Annotated in this window: 29 protein-coding genes; 17 read left to right on the top strand and 12 right to left on the bottom strand. The window is 41.0% G+C overall.

From position 1 onward, the window contains the following. Positions 1–166 precede the first annotated feature (166 nt). From BMY50_RS07205 to BMY50_RS07190, 4 genes are all read left to right on the top strand, one after another. Complete coding sequence (locus tag BMY50_RS07205; protein ID WP_093321138.1) at positions 167–757, top strand: TetR/AcrR family transcriptional regulator; 591 nt, start codon at positions 167–169, stop codon at positions 755–757. A 105-nt stretch (positions 758–862) separates the two neighbouring features. Next, positions 863–1,603 (top strand): SDR family NAD(P)-dependent oxidoreductase, encoded by a 741-nt coding sequence (locus BMY50_RS07200; protein WP_093321133.1) that lies wholly within the window; start codon positions 863–865, stop codon positions 1,601–1,603. A 62-nt stretch (positions 1,604–1,665) separates the two neighbouring features. Beyond that, on the top strand, positions 1,666–2,430 hold the full coding sequence (locus BMY50_RS07195) for an SDR family oxidoreductase (RefSeq protein ID WP_093321130.1): 765 nt from the start codon (positions 1,666–1,668) through the stop codon (positions 2,428–2,430). A 10-nt stretch (positions 2,431–2,440) separates the two neighbouring features. After that, entirely contained in the window at positions 2,441–3,442 is a 1,002-nt protein-coding gene (locus tag BMY50_RS07190) for an NADP-dependent oxidoreductase (protein ID WP_093321126.1), read from the top strand. Between the two features lie 150 nt (positions 3,443–3,592). Here the strand turns inward: BMY50_RS07190 and BMY50_RS07185 are convergent, their stop codons facing one another. Together BMY50_RS07185 and BMY50_RS07180 are read right to left on the bottom strand one after the other, a co-directional pair. After that, the gene (locus tag BMY50_RS07185; RefSeq protein WP_093321122.1) at positions 3,593–3,952 is read right to left on the bottom strand and encodes a DoxX family protein; all 360 of its coding nucleotides are present in this window, start codon (positions 3,950–3,952) and stop codon (positions 3,593–3,595) included. 19 nt (positions 3,953–3,971) lie between these two features. Then, positions 3,972–4,412 (bottom strand): nuclear transport factor 2 family protein, encoded by a 441-nt coding sequence (locus BMY50_RS07180; protein ID WP_093321117.1) that lies wholly within the window; start codon positions 4,410–4,412, stop codon positions 3,972–3,974. Between the two features lie 183 nt (positions 4,413–4,595). Here BMY50_RS07180 and BMY50_RS07175 point away from each other — a divergent pair, with 183 nt between their 5' ends. Continuing rightward, positions 4,596–4,982 (top strand): winged helix-turn-helix transcriptional regulator, encoded by a 387-nt coding sequence (locus BMY50_RS07175; protein WP_202907760.1) that lies wholly within the window; start codon positions 4,596–4,598, stop codon positions 4,980–4,982. Between the two features lie 258 nt (positions 4,983–5,240). On the opposite strand, the gene BMY50_RS07165 is transcribed toward BMY50_RS07175, so the two are convergent. Then, entirely contained in the window at positions 5,241–5,546 is a 306-nt protein-coding gene (locus tag BMY50_RS07165) for a winged helix-turn-helix transcriptional regulator (RefSeq protein WP_262496904.1), read from the bottom strand. Between the two features lie 81 nt (positions 5,547–5,627). Then, positions 5,628–6,230 (bottom strand): Crp/Fnr family transcriptional regulator, encoded by a 603-nt coding sequence (locus BMY50_RS07160; RefSeq protein WP_093321102.1) that lies wholly within the window; start codon positions 6,228–6,230, stop codon positions 5,628–5,630. A 177-nt stretch (positions 6,231–6,407) separates the two neighbouring features. Between BMY50_RS07160 and BMY50_RS07155 the strand changes: the two genes are divergently transcribed. After that, a complete protein-coding gene (locus BMY50_RS07155; RefSeq protein ID WP_093321098.1) occupies positions 6,408–7,391 on the top strand; it encodes a quinone oxidoreductase family protein in 984 nt (327 codons plus the stop codon). Positions 7,392–7,529: 138 nt separating this feature from the next. Here the strand turns inward: BMY50_RS07155 and BMY50_RS07150 are convergent, their stop codons facing one another. From BMY50_RS07150 to BMY50_RS07130, 5 genes are all read right to left on the bottom strand, one after another. Next, positions 7,530–8,393: a pirin family protein gene (locus tag BMY50_RS07150; protein WP_093321093.1), complete on the bottom strand. Its 864-nt coding sequence runs from the start codon at positions 8,391–8,393 to the stop codon at positions 7,530–7,532. A 152-nt stretch (positions 8,394–8,545) separates the two neighbouring features. Continuing rightward, positions 8,546–9,625 (bottom strand): MBL fold metallo-hydrolase, encoded by a 1,080-nt coding sequence (locus BMY50_RS07145; RefSeq protein ID WP_093321089.1) that lies wholly within the window; start codon positions 9,623–9,625, stop codon positions 8,546–8,548. Positions 9,626–9,668: 43 nt separating this feature from the next. Beyond that, the gene (locus BMY50_RS07140; RefSeq protein ID WP_093321085.1) at positions 9,669–10,238 is read right to left on the bottom strand and encodes a hypothetical protein; all 570 of its coding nucleotides are present in this window, start codon (positions 10,236–10,238) and stop codon (positions 9,669–9,671) included. After that, positions 10,222–11,703: an aldehyde dehydrogenase family protein gene (locus tag BMY50_RS07135; RefSeq protein WP_202907759.1), complete on the bottom strand. Its 1,482-nt coding sequence runs from the start codon at positions 11,701–11,703 to the stop codon at positions 10,222–10,224. The genes BMY50_RS07140 and BMY50_RS07135 overlap by 17 nt, the downstream gene beginning before the upstream one ends. A 5-nt stretch (positions 11,704–11,708) precedes the next feature. Next, on the bottom strand, positions 11,709–13,304 hold the full coding sequence (locus BMY50_RS07130; protein ID WP_093321080.1) for a GMC family oxidoreductase: 1,596 nt from the start codon (positions 13,302–13,304) through the stop codon (positions 11,709–11,711). 131 nt (positions 13,305–13,435) lie between these two features. Here BMY50_RS07130 and BMY50_RS07125 point away from each other — a divergent pair, with 131 nt between their 5' ends. The 11 genes from BMY50_RS07125 to BMY50_RS07080 all read left to right on the top strand — a co-directional run bounded on the left by BMY50_RS07125 (position 13,436) and on the right by BMY50_RS07080 (position 22,217). Then, a complete protein-coding gene (locus BMY50_RS07125) occupies positions 13,436–14,344 on the top strand; it encodes a helix-turn-helix domain-containing protein (protein ID WP_093321075.1) in 909 nt (302 codons plus the stop codon). Between the two features lie 99 nt (positions 14,345–14,443). Further along, the gene (locus BMY50_RS07120; RefSeq protein WP_093321071.1) at positions 14,444–15,019 is read left to right on the top strand and encodes a TetR/AcrR family transcriptional regulator; all 576 of its coding nucleotides are present in this window, start codon (positions 14,444–14,446) and stop codon (positions 15,017–15,019) included. Positions 15,020–15,166: 147 nt separating this feature from the next. Next, positions 15,167–16,012: an aldo/keto reductase gene (locus BMY50_RS07115; protein ID WP_093321067.1), complete on the top strand. Its 846-nt coding sequence runs from the start codon at positions 15,167–15,169 to the stop codon at positions 16,010–16,012. Between the two features lie 36 nt (positions 16,013–16,048). Continuing rightward, entirely contained in the window at positions 16,049–16,177 is a 129-nt protein-coding gene (locus BMY50_RS28570; RefSeq protein WP_262496890.1) for a hypothetical protein, read from the top strand. A 44-nt stretch (positions 16,178–16,221) separates the two neighbouring features. After that, on the top strand, positions 16,222–16,548 hold the full coding sequence (locus BMY50_RS07110) for a hypothetical protein (protein ID WP_093321063.1): 327 nt from the start codon (positions 16,222–16,224) through the stop codon (positions 16,546–16,548). A 151-nt stretch (positions 16,549–16,699) separates the two neighbouring features. Continuing rightward, positions 16,700–17,278: a TetR/AcrR family transcriptional regulator gene (locus BMY50_RS07105; RefSeq protein ID WP_093321059.1), complete on the top strand. Its 579-nt coding sequence runs from the start codon at positions 16,700–16,702 to the stop codon at positions 17,276–17,278. A gap of 69 nt (positions 17,279–17,347) precedes the next feature. Further along, positions 17,348–18,130 carry an SDR family NAD(P)-dependent oxidoreductase gene (locus BMY50_RS07100; RefSeq protein ID WP_093321055.1) on the top strand — a complete coding sequence of 261 codons (783 nt, stop codon included), beginning with the start codon at positions 17,348–17,350 and terminating at the stop codon, positions 18,128–18,130. A 72-nt stretch (positions 18,131–18,202) separates the two neighbouring features. Continuing rightward, positions 18,203–18,817 (top strand): NADPH-dependent F420 reductase, encoded by a 615-nt coding sequence (locus BMY50_RS07095; protein WP_093321050.1) that lies wholly within the window; start codon positions 18,203–18,205, stop codon positions 18,815–18,817. A gap of 662 nt (positions 18,818–19,479) precedes the next feature. Continuing rightward, complete coding sequence (gene panB, locus BMY50_RS07090; protein ID WP_093321045.1) at positions 19,480–20,298, top strand: 3-methyl-2-oxobutanoate hydroxymethyltransferase; 819 nt, start codon at positions 19,480–19,482, stop codon at positions 20,296–20,298. A gap of 31 nt (positions 20,299–20,329) precedes the next feature. After that, complete coding sequence (locus tag BMY50_RS07085) at positions 20,330–21,295, top strand: bifunctional helix-turn-helix transcriptional regulator/GNAT family N-acetyltransferase (protein ID WP_093321041.1); 966 nt, start codon at positions 20,330–20,332, stop codon at positions 21,293–21,295. A 136-nt stretch (positions 21,296–21,431) separates the two neighbouring features. Next, a complete protein-coding gene (locus tag BMY50_RS07080; protein ID WP_093321037.1) occupies positions 21,432–22,217 on the top strand; it encodes a PhzF family phenazine biosynthesis protein in 786 nt (261 codons plus the stop codon). Between the two features lie 192 nt (positions 22,218–22,409). Here the strand turns inward: BMY50_RS07080 and BMY50_RS07075 are convergent, their stop codons facing one another. The 3 genes from BMY50_RS07075 to BMY50_RS07065 all read right to left on the bottom strand — a co-directional run bounded on the left by BMY50_RS07075 (position 22,410) and on the right by BMY50_RS07065 (position 24,572). Continuing rightward, complete coding sequence (locus tag BMY50_RS07075) at positions 22,410–22,826, bottom strand: SRPBCC family protein (protein ID WP_093321033.1); 417 nt, start codon at positions 22,824–22,826, stop codon at positions 22,410–22,412. Positions 22,827–22,881: 55 nt separating this feature from the next. Then, positions 22,882–23,706: an NmrA family NAD(P)-binding protein gene (locus tag BMY50_RS07070; RefSeq protein WP_093321029.1), complete on the bottom strand. Its 825-nt coding sequence runs from the start codon at positions 23,704–23,706 to the stop codon at positions 22,882–22,884. A 74-nt stretch (positions 23,707–23,780) separates the two neighbouring features. Next, entirely contained in the window at positions 23,781–24,572 is a 792-nt protein-coding gene (locus BMY50_RS07065) for a helix-turn-helix domain-containing protein (protein ID WP_093321024.1), read from the bottom strand. Positions 24,573–24,606: the final 34 nt, after the last annotated feature.

Below are 24,606 nucleotides of genomic sequence, written 5' to 3'. Positions count from 1 at the left end.
AGTATGTAGTGGTAAACCTGATTTTTTGAATACTTGGAACCTATAATACTAGGTTAGGGTGTATGTTACCTGTATATCATTTTTTAGTTTAAATATACTAAAAAGTATATTTCTCTTGTTTTTAAAATATACTTTTTAGTATATTTGTAGAGTAAATTAAAAGACAATGTTAACAAAAGCAGAAAAAACGAAGTTATTTATCCTGGAAACAGCAAGCCCGCTTTATAATGAGAAGGGAATTTCTGGCGTAAGCATAGATGAGGTTTTGGAAGCGACCAAATTAACAAAAGGTTGTATTTACGGACATTTTAACGGAAAAGAAGATCTGTCCGAACAGGTTGTGGACTTTTCATTAAAAAAAATGTCACAAAAGCTGGCTGTTATTGTTTCCCAGGGTAAAACCTCAAAAGAAAAGATCTTTTTGTATCTTGATTTTCACAAAAACCCAATCGATACCTTTATTTCCGGCGGTTGCCCAATTTTTAATACTGCTGTTGAAGCAGATGATCATTTTCCTTCTATAAAAAAGAAAGTTGCAACAGTTCTGGAAACCGGCTTGCGGGGGCTTTCAACTATTTTAAAGGATGGTATTGCTAATGGTGAGTTTTCAAAAGAACTCAATGCTGATGTTTTTGCTTTTAAAATATTGTCAGCAGTGGAAGGAGGAATTGTCATTAGCAGAACAATTGATTCTAAAAAATTAATGATCGAACTTATAAAAGACCTTAAGAAAGAATTAGAGCAGTATACACTGTAATTTTTTTTAACCTAAAATATACTAAAAAGTATATTTTTTAAAATTTTAAAAATCAATTCAAATAGCTTATTACATAAATAAAACATCATTAAATCATTCAAGCAAATGAAAACAACAGGAAATACCGTATTCATAAGTGGCGGAAGTGCCGGAATAGGTTTAGCGATTGCTAAAAAATTAAATGCTGCAGGCAACAAAATCATCATTAACGGGCGTAATGAGGAGCGCCTTCAAAAAGCTTTAACGGAGTTGAAAGATGCAGTAGCAATTCAAGGTGATTTATCTGTTGAAGCAGATAGAATTCGTATAGCAGAAGACTTGAAAACGAATCATGCGGATGTTAATATTATTATCAACAATGCCGGAGCAGCTTTTGGATATCTGCTGAGTGAAACAACTAATGCACACGAAAAAGCATTGATCGAAATGAATACCAATTATTTTGCAATTATCCATTTTACAGAATTAATGATTCCACACTTATTGGAAAAAGAAGAATCTGCTGTGGTGAATGTATCCTCCATAGCAGTATATGGAAGTCATAAATTCTTACCAACTTATGGAGCAACTAAAGCAGCATTGCATAGCTATACAACGGCTTTAAGACAAACTTATGAAGAACAGAAAAATCTCCAGATATATGAAGTTTATCCTCCATTGGTCAATACAGAATTTTCTGCAGAAATTGGTGGGGCAGCTGGAATTGAGCCAAGTGAAGTAGCAGATGAGCTATTGATTGGATTAGAAACGAACCTATTTGACATTCCGGTAGGAGATACCAAGATCTATGCAAACGCAATCGGTGAAGCTATGTCTAAATTAGCGCATGCACAAGAATTAATATGACCGATCACTTTCAATTTTAAAATGGAGATGATCGGTATATTTCATTTTTAAATTGTAAAGTGATGGATTTAAAAAACAAGACCATACTGATTACTGGTGGTACTTCTGGAATAGGATTGGAAGCAGCAAAGCAGTTTTTGGCTCTCGGAAATAAGGTTATTATTACCGGACGTAATTTACTCAAGCTAGAGGAAGTAAAAAAAGCATATCCCGAGTTAACAATCATCCAATCGGATGCAGCAAACCCGCAAGACGCGATTGCGTTATTTGAAAAAGTAGAACATATAGGTGGCATTGATATTTTGTATAATAATGCGGGTGTAGGGGCAGCGCCGTTGAATTTGGGTATCTCGAGCGATAAACATTTACAGGGAGCTATTTATGAAATGGAAGTTAATTATTTTGGAGTCATACGATTAAATAATCTTTTTATGGATATGCTTAAGTCCCGAAATGAAGCTGCGATTATCAATACAACTTCTATCCTAAGTATTGTTCCTTCTGTTTTGGAAGCTACTTACTCTGCCACAAAAGCGGCATTATCTTTTTACACCAAGTCTCTAAGATCACATTTAGAATTTATAAATAGCCCTGTGAAGGTCTTCGAATTACTTCCACCATTGGTCGATACCGATATGGTTGCAGAAAGAAAAGATAAAAAGATGTCCAGTAGCCTATTTGTCAAGGAACTTATTAAAGGACTCGAAAAAGATACATTGACAATTCGTGTAGGTGATTCAAAATCATTGTTTTTCCTTAACCGGATTGCACCAGATAAAGCCTATCAACTGGTTAATAAGAAAGAGCATTATCAATCTATCCAATAAAATAAAATTTATGAAAGCATTTGTAGTTCAAAACTATGGTAAGAAAGAGGAGCTAACATTGCGTGAAATTAGTAAACCTATACTCCGCGAAAATGAGGTCATGGTTGAAATCTATGCGGCGGGCCTCAATCAGCTGGATATTAAAATTCTGTCCGGTGAATTCAAAATGATTTTACCGTATAAAACACCATTTATTCTTGGGCATGATCTGGCCGGTATTGTTATTGAAACAGGTTCAGGGGTTACAAAGTTTAAAATTGGAGATGAAGTGTATGCGCGTCCTTCCGATCTTCATATCGGTACCTTCGCTGAATACTTAGCAGTTGAAGAAAATGATTTGGCCTTAAAACCCAAAAACCTTTCCATGGACGAGGCAGCAGGTGTTCCCCTCGTGGCTCTGACCGCTTGGCAAGCTTTGGTAGAAATAGGGAAATTAAAAAAAGGACAAAAAGTTTTTATACAGGCTGGCTCCGGAGGAGTTGGTATCGTTGCCATTCAGTTAGCCAAATATTTAGGTGCAACCGTTGCCACTACAGCAGGAAAAGCAAGTTTTCCAATGCTTAAGGAATTAGGTGCTGATGTTTTAATTGATTATAAAACGCAGGATTTTGAAACAGTTTTGAAGGACTATGATTTGGTATTAAACAGTCAGGATACCAAAACTTTGAAGAAATCCCTAAATGTGGTAAAAACAGGAGGTAAGGTAATTTCTATTTCAGGTCCACCTACACCAGCATTTGCACAGGAAATTGGCGCTTCATGGCTCATTCGGACAGCATTATCACTTCTTAGTTTTGGTGTTAGGAAAAAAGCAAAAAGGCGAGGTATCGATTATGAGTTCTTGTTCATGAAATCAAGTGGAAAACAGCTTGGAGAGATCACCAAGCTCATTGAAGATGGAACAATTAAAATCGTTGTAGATAAGGTTTATCCATTTCCGCAGACCAATGAGGCTCTAAATCACGTGGCAAGTGGAAGAGCAAAAGGAAAGATTGTGGTAAAAATAAAATAGTAAGTTGACCTTAGTACAACAAATACCATTTTGTTTCCTTTTGAGTATAGCCGTAAAATATCACTATCTACACTAAAATAGATAACGAATCAAAAGCTGATAGCAATTTTAAATTCAATCTTTTAAGCAACTACCTGCTCGAAATCATTTTCAATGCCCAAAAGCTCCCAAAAATATGGATCGATCTTTTAAAAATGCTGTAACCCAAATCAAGGCCAAAGGAATTCCAGGATTAAGCATTGAACCATCGTGGGATAATTCTGTTGCCATTGCACCTGTAAAGTAACAGCTGAGCAAGATAAAGCCTAGGCGCATCGTTTTCGGAATTAGAAAAAGAATCGCAAATGACATTTCCATTAAACCAAGTGCTGTAGCAGAATTTGGAAGGTTGAATTTAACTAGTCCAGCGACAGACCACGGTAAATGAATAGCCTTCATTAACCCACTTGCAATAACCATTATTCCAACGAGTACAGTTAGCGAAGTAGTGATGGTTTTATTTGTTTTCATTTTAGCTTGATTTTAAATATCAGTTGTTCAGCGTTCTTGTTTCAATAATCAGAAAATGACCTATACGTTCCTTGATTAACCATTTTCCGTTCTGGTGGATATATATGTCCTCATACTTTACGCTGTAATCAGTGACAGTATCTTTACCTTCCTTTTCCCTGATCATTTTAAGCTGTGAAAAAGAAATTCCTATGGCATCATTCCCATCTATTTTTACCGTATGCTGTCCATTTAAAGTGAAATAGGTTTTAACCTCCGCTGCATGTACGCTAAATTCCATTTTCAGTGTTTCTGTTCCGGTTGTATTGGCCACTTCGATTCCGTTCATAAAGACTTTATAGGTGGCATCGGGAGTAAATAGTTTCATCTGCTCATCTATGTTCTTTTCATCACCCAAATAGGCATAAGCATCTATTAAATCTCTTAGTTCTTGTCTGGTTTTCAAATTTTCTGCTGACATAAATCTGTTTGTTTTATTGTTTAAAAATTATTTTTAAATATCACAGGCTCAATTTCTTCGCAAATTGATTTTATTATTTAAATCCTGTTTGTTTGACAAAATTAGCCTATATTTGCTAATAATTTATTAGTTGTTACCTAAAGGTTAGTAAGTAATTTTATAGTAGTTCATATGAAAGAGAAGATGGAACCTGTTCAGGATAGTAAAGAATTTTCTGATGATTGTCACAAATTGTTGGCCTCTGTAAGTGATGCCATGTATGCCATTGGAGGAAAATGGAAACTCATGATAATCATTGCGATGGCAAGGGGCAATAACCGTTTTACAGAGCTTCAGCGAATGGTGAAGGGGATTTCGGCCAGAGTTCTTTCGAGTGAGCTGAAAGAACTGGAACTAAACGGATTTATTATCAAAAAGGTTTCCGTTGGCTACCCAGTATCTATTACCTATGAATTACTCCCGTATAGTGAGACTCTTGAGGAAGTTGTTGGCGCATTATCAAATTGGGGCTTACAGCATCGTGAAAAGATCAAGAATGATATGTCACAAAAGGTTTCTGAAAAGCCTTAATAAAAATGCCGCGATGTATTACATCGTGGCATTTTTATTAATAGGAACATTACAACACCACATTTTGTGGTTTTTCTATTTTATCCAAATGTTCTTACGCCTAGTACCGGGATAACGTTTTTTGTTTTTAGCCAAGCCAGCGCAACCAATTGAGGTTCCGTCTGAAGCGTTTCGGCAATGCTGATCCAAATTATCAAAAATTCATCGTCAATATATCTCGCTGATGTACTTAAATTATGCCGTCTTTTGATGATTTTATCATGGTTTTTCACTAAGCGCTGCCTCTAAAACCGCTCTATTGTTTTCGCCCCATTGCTCCAAATCTTTTATTATCGGCAACAGACTAAACCCCAGAGGTGTTAGCTGATATTCAACTTTAGGAATTTTAGTGTCGAAAGAAAATTTATCTACAAATCCATGTTTTACCAATTCATCCAATTGCTTGTTCATTACTCGCCTGTCCACCGCTATTTTCTTCTGCAATGCTCCTGGTCTTTTTATCTGCTCTGAAATATAATAGATAAGCATCAGTTTCCACTTTCCATTTAAAAGTTCCTTAAATATGTGCAGGCCGCAGTCAGTTCTAATAGGGATTTGCTTAATCGGTCATTTAAAGTCATCTTACCAGAAAAGATCGAGCGTAGCTTATTTCTGCAATAGCTTTTTTCTAACCCGACTAAGTGTTTCGGCTGATATCCCCAGATAAGAGGCAACCATTGCCTGCGGGAACCGACGTACTATTTGGGGATAAGTTTCTTCAAGACGTAGATAGCGCTGTTCAGCTTCCAAGCTGATGGCGTCCTGCAGACGCTTTTGTGTGGCGATAGCACGCTTTTGATCGATTTTGCGAGTCATATGTGTAATAGCAAGAACTTGATCGTAGAGTTGGTCAAGATCGTCTTTTGTTATCAACAGCACTTCAGCGTCTTCGGTCATCTCAATAGTATAGATTAACGGTGTTCCCAGCCTAAAGCTCTCTTCATCTCCAAGCCACCAGGATTCTATAGCAAAACGAATAGTATGCTCCTGCCCATTTTTATTAATTGTATACATCCTACCTGCGCCTTTAACTACAAATGCCATGTACTTGCAAATATCACCTTCCTGTAAAAGATATTGTCGTTTTCTTAGGTGTTTTTGTTTAAATGCCTGTTTTATAAGCGCTCGATCATTATCATCGAGTAATAGAGACGATCTCGATTCAATATACGAAAAAAGCACTTCAAATGATGGTTCGTGTAAACTCATATATGCAGATGATTATTTAAGAGCAATCAAAAATAAGGAATTAACAGGCGGGATGCTAATCGCGAACCAAGATATTCTTGACATATGTCAAGGATAATTTACTGCATATGTCATTTTCATGCCACTTATAAAGTCTCAACTTTGAATAAACTAACGCTGAGCAGTCAGCCTTAAAATATGAAGAAAATATATAAAAGCGGTGTAGTCCGTATCGAATCACAGGGCCCTCCCGCAGTTTTACAATATTCCACCCAAGAGGTACAAGAACCTGGAACGCATGAGATCTTGGTCAGTCAGAAAGCAATTGCTATCAATTTTGTGGATGTGATGTACAGAAATGGGACTTTTCCGATCATGTCTTTTCCGGCGACGATCGGCGGGGAAGCCGCAGGAATAGTGGAAAATGTTGGTAGCGAGGTTACGGCTTTTAAGGAAGGCGATCGGGTTGCTTATTATAACGCACTAGGTTCTTATGCTGAACAAAGGCTGGTGAGGGCGGAAGACCTGGTCAAGTTGCCCGACGATATCTCCTATGACCAAGCCGCATCGATCTTGGCCAAGGGACTTACTGCCCGTATGCTGATCAGGCAAATCTATGCCGTAAAACCGGGAGACATTATTCTCGTGCATGCCGCCGCAGGAGGTGTTGGCTCATTGTTGAGCAAATGGACAAAAGCGCTTGGGGCCACCGTAATCGGTACGGTAGGAACGGAGGCAAAGAAAGCAATCGCGTCCGATAACGGGGTCGATCATGTGATTGTGATGGAAACACAGGATTTGGAAGCTAAAATAAAGGAGCTGATTGGAAATCAAGGCATTGATGCGGTATTTGATGGTGTTGGCAAAGCAACTTTCAACATATCCATCAGGCTGTTAAAGAATGGTGGAACAGCGGTTCTTTTTGGTATGGCTTCAGGTAACCCGCATTTGGATATGAACTATTTATCGAAAAGACAAATTCGGCTGGTGCGGCCTGCCCTGCAACAGTATCTGCCGGATATGCATAGTAGGGAATTGGCTACCCGTGAACTATTTGATGCCTGGCGTGATGGATTATTAGGTACGATAGCGCCAACTATTTATGCGCTGAAAGATGCTGCCGTTGCGCACCGAGATTTGGAAGAGGGTAAAACAACCGGATCTATCATTCTTCATCCTTGATGGAAAGGGGTGATACACCGATCGGTTTGATCGGTAAATAAATGGCATATCCGGATGATCCTCTTTAAAGGGTGGTCAACCGGACGACCATTTACAAATGGATTTGACGCAAAGGCGTTGGCTATGTAAAGTATTGGCTCAGCCATGGTAAACGACCTGATTTTCTGGAAGGGTTTTTAAATGGGGTATTCTGCCCATTTTAAAATCCTGGAAGAGCGGCTTAATTTCTTCTTCCCTGTCGACGACAAATGGCCCATAGCTGATAATGGGTACTCTTTGTGGTTCTCCGGCATACAGCACAAAGCTTCCACCCTCGGCGCCACCGATAAAATCAATCTTACTAGCCCCTTCTTCTGTAGATCTGTCCAGCCAGGCAACCTGTTGCGTCTCTATAGGTGTCGCTTCTCCACCCGCTACCATACTTCCCTCAAGCATGTAAATAAAACCATTGAAGTTTGTTGGAAGTTGTTGCGTAACCTTGTCATTTTTATATAATTTGAAAAGAACAATCATAATAGGCGTTTCGGAGCTAATGGGAGATGTTAAACCAAATGCGCTTCCACTGTAAACGTAGATTTCCGATCGACCTATTTTTTTGGATGGCACATTTTTGAAGGGAAGTTTCTGCCATTTGGGGGCTGTCCACCTTTTTATTTTCGGCAGCACCAGCCACAATTGTAAAATCCTTAATTTCACTTTGGTTTTAATTTCTTCTGTATGTACGATGCCGCTTCCGGTCGTCAGCCATTCCAAGCTACCTGTTTGAAAATCACTCTCGGGGCTTCCTTCCAGCACGAGTGTGGCAATTTCAAATCCGGCGTGAGGATGTGGTCCGCCAACAACACCATGTCCCGGTAAATCGAGCTGATCATCCATCATTACTATAAAGGGATCCGTTTGCTGAAAGTCATTACCTTCGACAACTTGGATAGCCGTATGGCCCTCGCCTAAAAAGCCTTGGTTTGCTTTTGGCTGTACTATTCTTACAATTTTGCGATTCATCTTTTGATCTGTTTATGTTTTAATAAAACCCCATTTAATAGTCTTTCCTCTTCAGTATTTGGGAGCAGCGTTTCTCCCATTATCACAAGACAGGACACGTGTCTGCCTTGTGAATAGTGGGCGTTGTTTGTTTTCTATGAGTTAGCGAGAAATTAAACAAAATAGTTAGTCCCACCTGTACCCCGTTTCTGATAGCCCCAGTGGCTTCTTTCCGTTCTTGTAGATTCTACAATGGTGTATGCGTGATATTTGGTATTAGTGGTTACACCTGCAAGACGCTCCTCCCACTTTTGGCCATTCGAGGTAATCTTTGACAGCACTTTGTCTGTAACATAATTGACCATGGAGTTAATCCAGTTTTCCGTACTCACGGAATATTGATCTGCGGGAGCGGTTGAAAAGAAAACAGCTGCTCCGACCGGGGTACAAAATTCCTTCAGCGCCTCCTGCGCAAAACTGAGCATATCCTCGAAATATTCCAGCGAGGTCTGCACATCTTCACGGGTGCCCCAGCGTGTGATATGTCCGCCCACCAAAAAATCAAAATCAAATTCCAATATCTGCTTGTGGGCATCAATCCATCCGCTGATGTTTTCCGAGGCATCGCAATGCATAAAGGTACAAGAACCCGGACTTACAATGTCAATCTTGATAAGCGCCTTTTGTTTCGGTGCATAAATAAAGATGTTACCGGGGCAGTGGTTAGCACCTTTATAGCTAAGCTCGAGTTTTTCACCGCCAAGTTCAACTAGGTAGCTGTCGCTAAATGTTGTGTTTGGAACAGGACGTAGGGGATCAGGAAAGCGCGTAAGCAATTCTTTGGTGATTTCATGGGCTATGATTTCAACATTAGGGCCGTACATGGCTGCCGCGCCAATATGATCGGAGTGCCAATGGCTGTAAATCACCTTTACGATAGGTTTGTTCGTAGCAGCTTCTATAGCGGCAAGCATATTTTCGCCAAGAATGGGAGGTGCGTCTATTGCAATGACACCTTTATCCGTTACCAGAAAAGCAGCGTCATAACCACCACTGGTTACCCAATAAAAGCCGTCTCTTAGCTCTTCACAGTGATAGCCATTTTTGATAAATTCCGGACTGCTCAGATACGCTGGCTGGAACTGTTGAGGTGAGGGTGCATGCTGATGCCAATCTGCCTTTTCAAAACCATGCTTCGTGTGAAAAAAATCTCCCTGTTTCCCCTGTTTTTCTTCGATTTGTGAATGCTTCATAATAATTGAATGTATAATATTAATGTTTAAGAAATTGCCGTGTTTATCCTTTGGATTTGAATAACCATTTACTGAAGATCCTGGTAATAAAAGGCATCACTAAATGAGTCATGAGCGTAACCATCATGATAATTCCTATCAAGGTATTTATCATGTGAGGCATTCCAATTGGCCTCAATAATTGTCTAATAAAGGGCATAAACGTATGTAAAAGTGTAAATATGATGCAGACGGTGATAATCAGCATTTTCCATTTAGGGGGTTGCACTACTCCCTCTTGTTGTCTATTTTCAAACCAGAATTCCAGACCGGTGAGTTTAGTCTCCGGTGTTACCTCTTCGAATAAGTTTTTACTTAAAGCGATCTGCCGCGCTTTTTGCGCTGAGTCATTCCACAAGGTCAGATTGGCGTAGGTGTCAAATCGTAGAATAATGGCAAATACAATGGACCCGTCAGCCGTCACCTTTTCAAAAATGTCCGCGGATTGATACCCATGGAAATCTGAAGCGGCCAGGCTGATTGTCTGAATGGCCTCAAGTGATTCCTCTCTGTAAGAAGCTTTGGGCGTTAGCTCTATTATCGTGATTACCGGTAAATCAGATGCCTGCATCATGATAGATGTGTTTGAACTGAATAAATTCATGCATCGCCGCCAGGCCATTTAAACGTCCCAGACCACTCATTTTAAAGCCGCCTTCCTCTATCTCATCGTTAATCTTTGCCCAATCGTTTATCCACACCGTGCCCGCATCCAGTTTTCGGCTTACCCTTAAAGGCAGATCCACATGGCTGCTCCAGACCGATGCCGCCAAACCATATGGATTATCGTTTGCTAACTTAATTGCCTCTTCGGCCGTATCAAAAATCTGTACAGTGGCTACCGGGCCGAACGTTTCTTCCTGTACAATAGCCATTTTATTGTCGGTTACACGTAATAAAACCGGACGATAAAATGAGCCTGCTGCCAAGCCTCTGTCTAACACTTTACCGCCACGAAGCAGCACTTCGGCACCGTCATTAATCGCCTGTTCCACGAGACGATCCACACGCATTAAGTTGCCTTCATCAATCAATGGTCCCATATCACTTTCGGGATCAGCAGCCGAACCTACTTTAACACGCAGAAGTCTTTCGGTAAAATCTGCTACAAATCGTTCTGCAATATTTCTCTGAACCAAAATTCTGCTACCGGTCATGCAGAACTGTCCTGCGAAAATGGTAATGGCCTTTTCCAAGATGGGCAATGCCTTATCCAGATTGGCATCATCGAAAACAATCATCGGTGTTTTGCCTCCCAGTTCAAAACCAAAACGTTTGAGGTGCGCTGCACCGTTTGCCATCATAATCTTTGCGGTTGCAGTACTGCCTGTATAGCTAATGGTAAGAACATCCGGAGAACTGATGATCAATGCTGCTCCTTCATGTCCACTCTCTGTAAACTGGTTGATGACTCCTTTGGGTAAACTCATTACCGATGCGAAAACTTCGCATATCAGCGCGTTGATCTGGGCTGTCTGCCCGGGCATCTTAATAATCGCTGTGCAGCCCGCGGCCAATGCCGGTGCCAAGGACCGGATCATCAGAATCACCGGTGAATTCCAGGGTGCTATGATTCCGGCCACGCCCATCGGTTCTTCCAGAACCATACTGAAGGCACCCGGACGTGACTCCAGTGCCCGTCCGCTATGGGTTAGAACCAATGCGGCATAGTACCGTAATTTCGATGGAACACCCGAAATCTCCATGGTAGCTTCCTTCGCTATTTTTCCATTTTCAAGGGAGAGCATCTCAATTAAACGCCCGGCATGGGTTTCAAAGGCATTGGCAAGCTCGTTTAAAACTCTGGATCGCAGATGGCGGTTTTCTTTCCATTCGCTGTTTTCGAAGGCAGATTTCGCGGCTCGGATACCTTGCGCGGCAATCGATTGGTTGGCATCGGCATAGCGACCGATTATTTCTCCGGTCGCCGGATTAACGCTGTTTCTATAAATTTTACTATCCAGCCATTCTCCGTTAATCCAGTTCAGTTTTACCTGTTTCTCTTTGGTAGATACCATTTCTTTTGTTGAATTTTCCATCACTGTTAATACTTGTTTTTTGACACCGCCTTTGCATGCGCTCCTGTTTCTTTCATCTCATCGGCAATTTTCTCAGCCATCATGATCACCGTTACATTGGGGCCCGTAGATATAAAATCTGGTAAAATGGAGGCATCCACCACCCGTAGGCCTTCGATACCATGAACTTTTCCGAAAAAATCCACAACAGCATTAGCACTCCCTAAAGGCCCCATAGGTGCCGAGCCCATGGGGTGATTATACGTTTGGAGCGTTGCTTTTATCGATGCCAAAATAAGGTCATCATTATATGCTTCAGGGCCGGGATTCAGTTCGCCGACTGAAAGATTTTTCAGTGGTTCTGTTTGACCGATCTTTTGCGCAAGCCTGATTCCTTCAATGAGCCTTTTACGGTCTTCTTCTTCCGCTAGGAAATTCAGGTCTATGATCGGTGCATCTTCCGGGTTGTTGCTGGCTATCTTAATAGTACCCCTCGATTTGGGATTGGTCAAGGCCACGCCGAAGACATAACCTGCTTTCGTGGGGCTCGTAGCGGGATTAAATAAATGACCTGCTGTGATATGGATATCGAGCTCATCCTTTGATGCATAAGAGCTTCTCGTCCATAGATTGACACCCGTAACCGGAGAGAGACGGCCAATCGTCTTCGGATCTGCTGCGTAGGTGTTGAAGTAAAAGGGGTGATCTAGAATCTGCTTCCCCACAGGGAGATCGGCGACAACGGATATGTCTAAATCTTTCAGGACGGAAGCGGGACCAATGCCCGAACGCATCAGTATTCCTGCTGAGCCGTAGGTGCCACCGGATACGATGATCTCGCCGCCATGAAATACGCGTCCATCCGCAAGTTGTATAGCAACAGCCTTGTTATTTCCGAACAATACCCTGTCCACCAGCACATCACCTTCAATGCTTAGGTTACTCCGTTCTCTCACGGAAATATCCAGGTAGGTCATCCCTGTGTTCATCCGGATACCATTGATAATATTTACCGGGTAGGGGCCTATGCCGTATTGTTTTTCGCCGTTAAAATCGCCGACTTCAGGATAGTTGTTCGCTTTGGCCGCCTCGATAAAGGCCTGCTGCATGGGAGACAGATCGGACTTGTGTAGTTGATTGATTGGGAAGTAACCCGAATGCCCATGCCATTGGCTATCCTCAAGATTGGATTTTTCCAGTTTCTTAAAATAGGGTAGCACCTCCTCCCACGACCAATGGTCTATACCCATATCTGCCCAGCGGTTAAAATCGTTGGGAATACCCCTGACCGCTACGGCCCCGTTTACCGCGGAGCTGCCTCCCAGGATTTTACCACGCGGTACACCAATTTTATCACTGCCCTTCTGACTATTGGCTGTGTAAGCCCAATCGTACCGGGTATCACCACCAGCTCCGAGTATCTGGCTATTGGCTACCGATTCGGGATAAGAAAATTCGTCATAGATGGAGCCTGCCTCTAACAGTAAAATGTTAAATGAACTTTCTTCGCTCAGTCTGTTAGCTAAGACGGCGCCCGCCGATCCGGCACCTAAAATAATATGGCTATAGATCTGCTGACTATTCTTTTTTTTTGACGATGTAAATGATTTGCTCTTAGTCATTTAGTTTAATTTTTTCTAATAGAATTTTGACTTTACAAATCTTTACATTTATCAAAATAGATGACATGTACAAACAGCGCTTTTATATATCCTTTTTGCGTTTTATATACAAAATGTCTTAATTTTACATAATGAAAGATACCCATGTCCCAACGCGAATAGTCTCGATCGGCGAAATCAATTCGGCTTCGGGACAGGAATTTTTGGGAGATCAATTCCATGTTACGCGTACGAATGAGATTATCGGGCAGCCGAGCTATGAAAGGCCGGTGAAGGGCGATCACTTTACTTTCTTGCTTGTTCTGGCTGGCACTACTTGTTTGAAATACAACTTACTGGATTACAAACTTGAACCGAATGACCTGTTCGTCATTGCCCCTGGGATTATTCACGAATATCACACCGGCATCGACGGCCTCATAATTGGTACAGGATTTACAAAAACATTTTATGCAGAGTCTTTGATCCATAAAAAGGATATCAATGTATTTGAATATCTATCTTCCAATACCAATCCGCACTTTCAGTTAAGCGCTAAAGAAGCTGGCGTTTTACACGACTTGATGTTGATGCTTAAAACTAACCATGCCAATCAGGAACATGCCTTCCAATTTGATCTTATGTTCCATAGCTTCAATCTTTTTATGTTAGAGCTGGCTGCCATCATTAAACGCCATCGGCCGGACAACGGTGCAACGTCAACACGTAGAATGGATTTACTAAACAGCTTTTTGAAGTTGTTGGCAGTACATTTTAAGGTAGAAAGAAGTGTACAGTTTTATGCAGAGAAAATCTTTATAACCCCAAAGCACTTAACAAAAGTTGTTAAAGAAGAGACTGGCAAGTCGGTTGGTCAGCTGGTAAACGAGATGGTTATCGCAGAGGCAAAAATATTGCTGGATACTTCATCGTTGACCGTTGGAAACGTGGCAACCGAGTTAAACTTCAGTAACCAGTTTTTTTTCAGTAAATTTTTCAAAAAACATAGCGGATTAACACCCTCGCAATTTCGAACAAATACATCAAAAACAGCGAGATAGGAACAACCACAATTGTCTGTGGGGTGCAAATGATCTTGGTCAAGACATCTTTTTATGAAATTATTTTGAAACGATCGGTTTAATATATACTTTTGTCATATGCCAAGGAACAAGGAATTCGATTACGATGAAAAGCTGGTAACAGCTAGAGACCTTTTCTGGAAGAAAGGTTATAATGCAACGACTATGAACGATCTGGTGGATACAATGCAAATCAACCGGAGTAGTTTATACTTGGCTTATGGTAACAAACACGACCTGTTTTTAAAATCCCTTACGAACTATATCCAAAACAAGGATAAACAATACAGCCAGGCAGCGAAGAAAAGTGAAAAGCCGTTAGAGGCGATCCGTAACGTTATTTATTCTGTCATGGAATCTGCTTTGCGGGACACCAACTGCCTGTTCACCAACTCGGTATTTGAGCTGGCAACAACGGATCAGGAGGTGAGCGAAATGTTGAAAAAGCAAACCCTGAAAGCGGTTGACCTTTTCGAGAAATTGCTGACGCAAGCAAAAGAAGACGGCTCCCTTTTATCAGATAAAGAGCCGCGCGCATTGGCACACTTTTTAATATCGGGCCTTGTATCGATCTATAACACGCACATATTATTTGCGGATGCCGAACTCACTAAACAAACAACAGAAATTTTGATCGGGTCGATCAACCAATAATTTTTTTATCTTATTGTGGAACGATAGGTTTAATATAAAGGTGTATATGCGATAAAAATCAATCTTCGGTACACATGGTGGCGCGATTGTATAGGAAAACTTATTAGACCATTTTCTCCAAAATAAAAACTCATAATAATTAATAACATGCAGAAAATCAAATTAAACAATGGCATCGAAATGCCACTCTTAGGCTTGGGCGTCTTTCAGATACCAGATCTGAAAGAATGTGAACAAACCGTGCTGACAGCTATCAGATCAGGCTACCGTTTGATCGACACCGCTTCCCTATATCTTAACGAATCCGCGGTGGGTAGCGGCATCAGAAAAAGTGGTGTAGCCAGGGAAGAACTATTCATCACTACGAAACTTTGGGTGCAGGATGCCGGTTATGAAAAGACGAAAATAGCTTTCGAAAAGTCGCTGAAAGAATTAGGACTGGAGTATCTTGATCTATATCTCATACATCAGGCTATGGGAGATTATTACGGTTCGTGGCATGCCATGGAAGAACTGTACAAAGAAGGCAAGATACGCGCTATCGGCGTAAGTAACTTTTTCCCGGACAGGGTAGTCGACCTGGTCGCACACAACGAGATTGTTCCGGCGGTAAACCAGATAGAGATCAATCCTTTTTACCAGAGAGCCGCCGAGCACGAATTATTAAAGAAGCATAATATCTTCACACAATCCTGGGCATCATTCGCAGAAGGGAAAAATGAGATTTTCAGTAATCAGGTGCTTACCGGTATCGGCAGTAAATATGGAAAATCTGTCGCACAGGTTACCCTGCGCTGGCTTGTCCAGCAAGGTATCGGTGTGATCCCGAAATCGGTGCGTGAAGAAAGAATGGTCGAAAATCTCAATATCTGGGATTTTGAACTGACCTCGGAAGACATCGATGCTATAGCAAGGCTGGACACCGGTAAAAGTGTTTTCTTTGATCATCGTGATCCCGAAACCGCGGATTGGCTGACCAAGCTAACATTCTAATTAAACAGATCAACAATAATTGTAATATCAAGATCCATGGCCTGTTCAGGCTATGGATCCTATTTGATCAAGAAGTATCCTGGAGATTATACTTCTGCCCACGATCGCCAGAACAAAGGCCCTTCCGGACCAGGTGCTGAAACTTTAAGCTGTAAGTCTGCCTGACGTCCGGAAACGGCAAATACTACCGGATTAAATGAGATTACTGGATGGGGTGGGGGCGTTCTATCAGGAGCATTGCTTTTCCTACAAGTTTTCCAATCATTGATCTGGTAAGCGACAAGCTTTCCGATGATAGTACAGAAGTTGCAGACTGGAAGCGCTGCCACGCCGACTTTGTTAGTGAGGCGCCCAACCGTACAGGAATTCGTGCTGCAGGAACGGGACATTACATTTATCGGGATAATCCTCAACTTGTGATTCTTTCAATTGCCAGCATGTATAGCAAAACACTTACTGCAAATGAAAAGGCAGAGGTATTAGATAGAGCTGTTGAATTTTCACTGAAGGGCTTTAGCCAGAATAAGTCCCGATAGGTTATATAAGGTTAAATATACTCCGGTTTCATGGGCTCATCTTTTTTCAAATCCGATATCCTGTAGTAGATATATAGATACAAAAAAAAGGCGCAAAAAAGAATTTATTTTTGAACGTTCATTCAAAAATAATTCCTACCTTTGTATCATTATGCCAAGAGTGATAGAATTTAACGAGCAAAAAATAATTTCCAAAGCGCTACAGGTGTTCTGGAAGAAAGGATATCATGCAACTTCGATGAAAGATTTGGTAGAAGCAACCGGACTCAATCCCGGAAGTATCTATAATACTTTTGGAAACAAACATGATTTATTTTTGGCTTGCCTTAAGGATTATCTGAATCCAATTTATACATATGATTTGAAACAGAAAGAAGCGCAGAAAAATCCTTTGGAATTACTTCGTGAATTTTATATGGAGGTCGTTACCAATTCTGTAGTAAACCAAGACTCCTGCCTTTCGGTGAAAAGCTGCTTCGAACTTGCGACTACAGATGATAAAACGCATCAGGTGTTGAAGAACAGTATGGATAAATTGTTCGATATTTTTGAACAAATGGTCATCAACGCGCAAAAAGCGCGAGTAGTCGCTAACAAGCAAGACAGTTTTTTATTGGCACAACTTATCGTAGCCACCTTGCCTGGCTTAGGACAAAATTTTATACTTTATAAGGATAAAAACCGCATAGCTAAAATCATTGATAATTTTTTGGATATGATAACAAAGTGATTTTTTTTACCCAATTCTTGAATAATCATTCAAATATAAATAATAGTAACATTTTAAATTTTTAGAACAATGTCAAATTTAGAAAGCGCATTTCCAGCGCAAAAAACAGAAAAAAAAGTAGCGTTGATCACAGGAGCTAACCGAGGTCTCGGCCAACAGGTAGCAAAAGAGCTGGCGGGCCATGGTTTCATTGTGCTGGTCGGGTCTCGCAAATTAGAAAATGCAAAAGAGGCTGTATCGGAAATAGGTGAAAATACATATCCGATCGCCATTGATGTAACCAATAAGGAATCCATTTTGAAGGCAGCCAATCAGGTAAATACAGAATTTGGCAGACTTGACGTATTGGTCAATAACGCCGGGATCTCGCATGCAGGTTCATCAGAAAGGTCATTGGAAGAAATACTGGCGTCTGGCAAAGCCAGTGTAGCAGATATTGACGAGATGCGAGCCGTTTGGGAAACAAATGTTTTCGGACTACTGGCTGTTACCCAGGCCTTCCTGCCATTGCTTCACAAGGCTCCTTCTGCCCGCATCGTTAATCTGTCCAGTGGTATGGCATCTTTAAATCTTAATGCAGACCCGGAATATCCGTACCGTGGAGGCTTCAATGTTGTTTACGGTGCAGGCAAGACAGCCGTAAACGCTATTACGTTAGCTTTATCCATTGAGTTGGAATCTACCAACATCCGTGTAGAGGCCGCAAGTCCCGGTTTCGCTGCCACTGCCATGAATAATTTTGAGGGAACGGAAACCGTCGAAGAGGCTTCCCGCAATATTGTACGTGCAGCTCTTGGAGAGAATGACCCTTCAGTACTGTTCTCTGCACCGGAAGGATCGTTTCCATGGTAAATTATACCGGTTTTGGACAAGCAATATTTTAAGAACTAAAAAATTTAGAGATGGAATGGAATATCAAACAAGGTGAATCCTCAAGAAGCTACTAAGGCCATTGGAATAGTGGGGGCAGGACACATAGCGCAAGCTGTTGCAAGACATGCAGCAAAAGCAGGTTATAAAGTAACGATCAGCAGTAGGAAAAAACCCGTGGAATTGGCTGATTTGGCCTCCTCTTTAGGGGATGGAGTAACTGCAGGAACCACAACTGAAGCAGTTCAGGCAGACCTTGTACTGATTGCCGTTCATTTTGATCAGATACCAGATGCTGTAAAAGATATAGATTGGAAAGGACGTACCGTTATAGATACGAGCAATGCCATTGTTTTTCCAGACTTTAAACCTAAAGATTTTGGCGGAAAAACATCTAGCAGGGTTAATACCAGTTTATTTCCCGGTGCTTCACTTGTGAAAGCATTTAATACATTACCGGCCGCAATTTTGGCTTCAGATCCTAATGTGGATAAAGGTAGACGTGTCATCTTTGTCTCAGGGGATGATGATGAGTCGAAAAAAAAGGTTCTAACCTTTGCAAAAGATTTGGGCTTTTATCCGATAGATTTAGGAGGTTTGGATGAAGGCGGTAGATTGCAGGAATTCGGAGGTGCCCTTATCACTCATAACCTTATCAAATTGAAATAAAGATAGTGAATGAGCTTTATAAAGCCCGTTGGGGTTATAATATTAAAGAAAGTATCATTCTTGATGCCGTAATTAAGGAATAATTTTTTTTACCCCAATCTTGAACGATTATTCAAGATTGGGGTTGTATAAAACGAAAAATATGAAACAAATAAATGAGAACAGTACCTCAGGTGTAATCAAAATGTACAGCCAGGGAGGTCCGGAAGTATTAGTATTTCTTGTTTGCGTATTATCTTCGTCTATGGTGATCGTATCTCCATCGGCAACTCTTATGACTTTGCCTTTGATGATGTTCTGTCAAAAGGCAATGAAGCTTGCATGAATTATTCGTACTCTCTTTTGAATGGCAATTCATGCAGGTTTCATCTATTTCAATATTAATTCTTTTGGTTAGGTCCGAGAAATGCAGTTATTTTAAGGTTTAGTGTAAACAAAAATACTAAAAAAATTAGAATGTTAAAACGAACGATGTCAACTTTTAAGATATTGGGGCATTAGCAGATTTTAGATATCATAAAGCTTCACAAAAGTGACTCCTTTAAATGGATTTACCTCTTTCCGTTTAAGCGAAGCAGCCAATATTATTTGGTTTTAAAAAAATTACATCGTAGATTTACATAATCAGTTATGTAGTTTATTATACATTTAAATCATTGCCAATGTCAATCCATACAGAAGATAGAAAAAAGGTTACCACGCTTCAACTTAAAAAGATGAAGCAGAAAGGGGAAAAGATAAGCGTATTGACGGCTTATGACTATACAACCGCAAGGATTATTGATGAAGCAGGTATTGATATGGTACTTGTGGGCGACAGTGCATCAAACACAATGGTGGGCAATCCAACAACCTTGTCCATTACGCTTGATCAGATGATTTATTATGCCAAATCGGTAGTAAACGGAACGAAAAGAGCATTGGTGGTGGTTGATATGCCTTTCGGTACTGTGTCTGGAAATCCTTTGAAATCACTTGAAGCTGCCATCCGCATGGTGCAGGAAACGGGAGTTGATGCAATCAAAGTGGAAGGCGGAGCGGAAATAAAAGAGGACGTTAAAAAAATAATCGATGCAGGTATTCCGGTAATGGCACATTTAGGACTAATGCCACAATCTATCAACAAATACGGAACGTATGCCATTCGTGGAAAAGAAGAAGCCGAAGCAAAGAAACTCTTTGAAGATTGCCTCTTAATGGAAGAGCTGGGGGCGTTCGGAATATTGCTGGAAAAAATACCTGCAAAACTTGCCACCGAAATTTCAGAAAAGATAAGAATCCCGACAATCGGTATCGGTGCAGGTTCGGGAACAGACGGACAGGTATTGGTTATTCAGGACGTCATGGGAATGAACAACGGTTTTTCGCCTAAATTTTTAAGACGTTATGCAGACCTGCACACCATCATGAAGGAAGCAACACAACATTACATCGCTGATGTAAAAGCAAGGAATTTCCCGAACGAAAACGAGAGCTATTAAGCGCATATTTAAACATAAAAAAGATAAAGAAATGGACATCTTCAATAAAACAGGAAAAATGGCACTAGGTAGCAGATTACGATTACTTACAGCAAAAGTAACCGAAGATGCAGCCAAAATTTACGAGCTTTATGATGTGGATTTTTCGCCAAAATGGTTTCCCGTGTTCTTCGTGCTTTATGATGAGGGTGCAAAAACCATAACCGAAATAGCCGAACAGATCGGGCATTCCCAACCCTCCGTTACAAAAATCGTCAAGGAAATGGCAAAAGCGGGATTGGTAAAAGACAATCTCAAATCAATGGACAAACGCAGAAATGTTGTTGCACTAACAGATAATGGTGCAACAGTAGCAGAAAGAATGATAAAGGTACAATGTGCCGATATTGACGTGGCCATTGACGGTATTATTGCCGAAGCCACGCACAACCTTTGGGAAGCCCTTGCAGAATGGGAATTTTTATTGGAACAAAAAACAATCTACAAACGGGTACAGGAAGTGAAGAAACTTCGGGAAAGCAAAGACGTGCAGATTGTAGCATACGAGCCGCGATATCAATCTGTTTTCAAAGCACTGAATGAAGAATGGATTTCCACCTATTTTGAAATAGAAGAAACCGACAGCAAAGCACTGGATAATCCCGAAGAATACATTCTGAGCAAAGGCGGTAGAATATTGGTGGCTCTCTACAACGGCGAACCGTTGGGCGTTTGTGCCTTAATTAAAATGGACGATCCCGACTACGATTTTGAAATGGCTAAAATGGCAGTATCACCCAAAGCACAGGGAAAAAGTATCGGCCGGTTATTGGGGCAAGCCATTATCAATGCGGCCAAGGAAATGGGCGCTTCAAAAATCTATCTGGAAAGCAATACGATTTTGAAACCCGCCATCAACCTATATTATAAATTGGGATTTCAAAAAATACCAGGACGACCAACGCCTTACAAACGTGCCAATATCCAAATGGAACTTGATTTAACGAAACTAAGCTAAATATGAAAATAGTCCTTTCAGATACAAAAGAGATCAGGGATTCAGCATTGGGTATTATGGTACGGCACATTGCGGGCGAAGTAGTGGACGTATTCAGCCCGATAAGACAGGATTATTTATAACAAAAAACAAGATTATGAAATTAACAATCTATCAAGTGGATGCTTTTGCAGAGAAAGTTTTTAAAGGCAACTCTGCCGCTGTCTGTCCATTAACGGAATGGATGTCGGACGATATACTATTAAAAATCGCAAAGGAAAATAACCTTGCCGAAACCGCTTTCTATATCGTCAAGGAAGATAATATTGAAATCCGCTGGTTCACACCGGGCGAAGAAGTTGACCTTTGCGGACATGCTACATTGGCTGCGGCATTTGTATTGAAAAATCAGGAGAATTTCAGGGAAAATACCATACCATTCTATTCTTCCCGCAGCGGTAATCTCCCCGTATCTTTTCAGGACTGGAAATATACCCTCAATTTTCCGGCAGACCAATTTGCTGAAACAGCATTGACCGAAGAACTTTTAGCTGCAACTGACAAAAAGCCGATCGCCGCTTACAAAGGTAAAACCGATTATATGTTAGTATTTGAAAAGCAGGAAGATATTGAGACCGTAATACCAAATTTATCCCAAATAGCAGCCATAAAAGCAAGGGGAATTATCGTAACAGCAAAAGGCGAAAACCACGATTTTGTATCCCGCTTCTTTGCCCCGGCAGTTGGTGTAAATGAAGACCCGGTAACTGGGTCGGCACACACCACGCTTACACCTTATTGGGCAGAGAAGCTGAATAAGAACGAATTAAGAGCTTTTCAACTTTCAGAACGGGGTGGTGAAATTTATTGCCGTTTACTGAACGATAGAGTAGAATTAGAAGGCAAAGCTGTGCTGTATCTGAAAGGTGACATCTTTATTTGAGGGCTCGCAAGCTTTTCTCTCATCTTTATAAAAACATCGATGATGCGAATCTGATTGAGATTGCTCTTTCGCTTTTTAAAACGTTAGAGAGCATCAGCAAGCCGGTCGGTGAAAGCAAAAGGAAGATATGGAATAAGCAGGTATTCAGCTTTATCTCGATAAGACAATTGCCATGGATGGCTCGCTGTCTTATCAATTGGTTTCGACATATTTCGTGAAACTGTCCAGGATAGCCTGCCATCCTTCCCGTTGTATTTCAATAGGATTTTCGCCCTCCGCATCAAATACTACGGTCATTTTGGTTTCGTCATGTAGATCCATAAATGTGATTTCCGCCTTTCTTCCATCGGTCATGGTGTAGGCAATCCGTTCGTTTGTCTTTACGTTATCGTATACCCCTTCAAAGTCAAACCCTAAACTGCCATCCTTGGCCTCCATTCTGGAAACGAACTTTCCACCAACCCGCAAGTCATTTTCCGCCTTTGTGGTATGCCAGTCATCAGAGGCGCTGTTCCATTTTAAGATGTGGCCGGGGGTCGTATAATATTCCCATACTTTTTCCACCGGTGCTTTTACCGTGGTTTCCACGGTGATTTTTGTTGCTTTCATTTTATGTTGTTTTGATGTTTATTAATGGTTATATAATCTATCACTGTGATCTGAACTAGCTGATGTTCCAAACCCCGGTTTGATTGGCCTTGATTGCATATTCGTGAAATGTAGTTGGCTTCCGCCCTAACACTTCTTCAATATCATTCCTGATCGATTCATTCCTTCCATCCAATACTTCGGTGAATAAATATTGCATCAACCAAATGATGTCTTCGGGGATTTGGTAATCGCGAAGCATCTTTACGTAACTATCCATGTCCACTTCTTCGTAACCGATAGGCCGGTTGATCACATTAGAAATTATGCGGATCGTATCTCTAAAAGACAGCAATTCCGGCCCGGTCAGTTCATAGATCTTCCCCTTGTGCCTATCATCCATCAATGTCTCAACCACTACGTCTGCAAGATCGTCAAGATCGACGAAAGGCTCTAAAGCTTTTGGTTTGGGAACAATGATCTGCCCGCCCAGGATGTTATCGAGAAAAAAGAATTCGCTAAAATTCTGCATGAACCAACTGGCTCTCACAATGGTCCAGTGCAGTCCCGAAGTCATTATGATCGCTTCGCCTTCCTCAGCCTCCTTTTCTCCTCTTCCGGAAAGAAGTACCAGTTGCTGAACACCGGATTGTTTTGCTACGTCCACAAACCGTTGGATTTTTTCCAGCGCTCCGGGAGCGACAAAGTCGGGTTGATAGGTGATGTAAACTTTTTTGATACCGTTTAAAACCGCGTTCCAATTATCGGGTATGTCCCAGTCAAAAGGAGGGGTTCCGTTCCTGGAACCAGAACGGATAGGAATATTCATTTTGTGGAGTTTTTCGGCTACCCGTTTCCCGGTTTTCCCTGTGGCCCCCAATATTAACGTTTCGTTTGCCATAATTTTTGATTTAAAATTATAAGCAAAAGTATAGGGCAGTTAAAATCAGAAATTGAACAAATCGGACAAAGAAGCTATTGCAATCTTTTTAATTGCAGCGGGTTTTTCCCTGTGAATTTCTTGATGTTCCGTATAAAATGCGATTGGTCGGCATACCCGTTTTCATAGACCACATCGGTCAATTTTAGGAAATCACCTGTTGAGATCTGGTCCAGTGAGGTTTGAAATTGTATTATTTTTGCGAACTTTTTCGGTGGTATACCGACATAATGGTTGAACTTTCGCCGTAAGGTCCTTTCTGTGGTATTGAGACGTTTGGCCAGTTCATTTACGGCAATCAAACCCTTATGATCCTCGATTATTTGAATGGCCCCTTGTATTTTCCGATATTCCTGCATTCCTTTTTCCCGGGCAAGTTCTGATAAGAATTTAGCGATGATCTCTGTTTTCTGGCTTATTGACAAAGGAGTGGCTAATGTCTCCAGAGGATTTTCAATAGCTATCCCTTTGACACTTGAAAGGTCGGCACAATCATCATTAAGTTTTTGCGTGTCTACATCAAATAACAATTTAGCAGCAAAAGGGTACAACTGAAAAACAATCATCAGATAAGGTACCCTTATCGAAAGCTCATAGGGCGCTATCATCTGGCCATATAGAAAAAAAGCAGTGAGTTCTTTCTTTCTGGGAAGTAAAAATCCTTTTTCCGATTGTAGGTATACAATTCCCGGATAGCCGTCCGCATAAAAAGTAAGCTGGGAGCTTTTAGGGTCATCCCCATCTTCCAGAACAAAAATTTCCTTAACAAACAATTCTAAATCGTTGTTGGCTATTATTTTTGTAGCGTCAATCAAATTCCACATCATTTTGTTTTATATTCACTGTTTGACTATCAATAGG

Origin of the sequence: Olivibacter domesticus, from assembly GCF_900109575.1 — a bacterium.
Classification (GTDB): Bacteria; Bacteroidota; Bacteroidia; order Sphingobacteriales; family Sphingobacteriaceae; genus Olivibacter; species Olivibacter domesticus.
The sequence above is the reverse complement of the archived record's forward strand: the minus strand, read 5'-3'. Positions and strand labels throughout refer to the sequence as shown.